Raw genomic sequence first — 591 nt, 5'->3', positions numbered from 1 at the left:
CGCCGCGCGCTGCCGCGCGCGGGGGGCGGAGGTGGAGACCGCGGCGCTGGACGTGCGCGACGGGGCGGTGCTCGCCGACCGGCTGCGCGACTGGGACGCCGCGCGGCCGGTCGATTGCGTCATCGCCAATGCCGGCATCTCCCGCGGCCGCGGCCCCGACGGCGCCTTCGAAGGGACCGATGGGGCCACGGAGCAGGTCGCGGTGAACCTTCTGGGCGCGATGCACCTGGTCGAGCCGCTGCTGCCCGCGTTGCGCGCGCGCCGCGCGGGGCGGATTGCGCTCGTCGCCTCCGTCGCCGCCTATCGCGGCCTGCCCGACGCCCCGGGCTACGCGGCCTCCAAGGCGGGCTTGCGCTGCTACGGGGAAGGGCTGCGCGCGGCTCTGCTGCGCGAAGGCGTTGCCGTAACCGTGCTGCTGCCGGGCTTCTTCGACAGCGCGATGGGCGCGCGTTGGCAGGGGCGGCGCCCGCTTGCCATGGGGCTCGACGCGGCGGTGGCGCGCTGCCACCGCGCCATCCTCGCGGGGCAGGGGCGGCTTGCCTTCCCGCTGCCGCTCGCGCTGCTGCTGCGCGCCGTCGATGCGCTGCCCGC

At 77.7% G+C, this 591-nt stretch carries 1 protein-coding gene; it reads left to right on the top strand.

Annotation, left to right across the window (positions count from 1 at the left end; translation table 11 throughout):
* Positions 1–591 (top strand): SDR family NAD(P)-dependent oxidoreductase (locus tag HW577_RS26195; protein WP_198378983.1); only part of this gene is annotated, 591 nt, incomplete at both ends.

Source organism: Neoroseomonas rubea (assembly GCF_016106015.1).
In the GTDB taxonomy this organism is placed as follows: domain Bacteria; phylum Pseudomonadota; class Alphaproteobacteria; order Acetobacterales; family Acetobacteraceae; genus Neoroseomonas; species Neoroseomonas rubea.
Note: the sequence above shows the minus strand (reverse complement) of the source record. Positions and strands in the feature narration are given on the sequence as shown.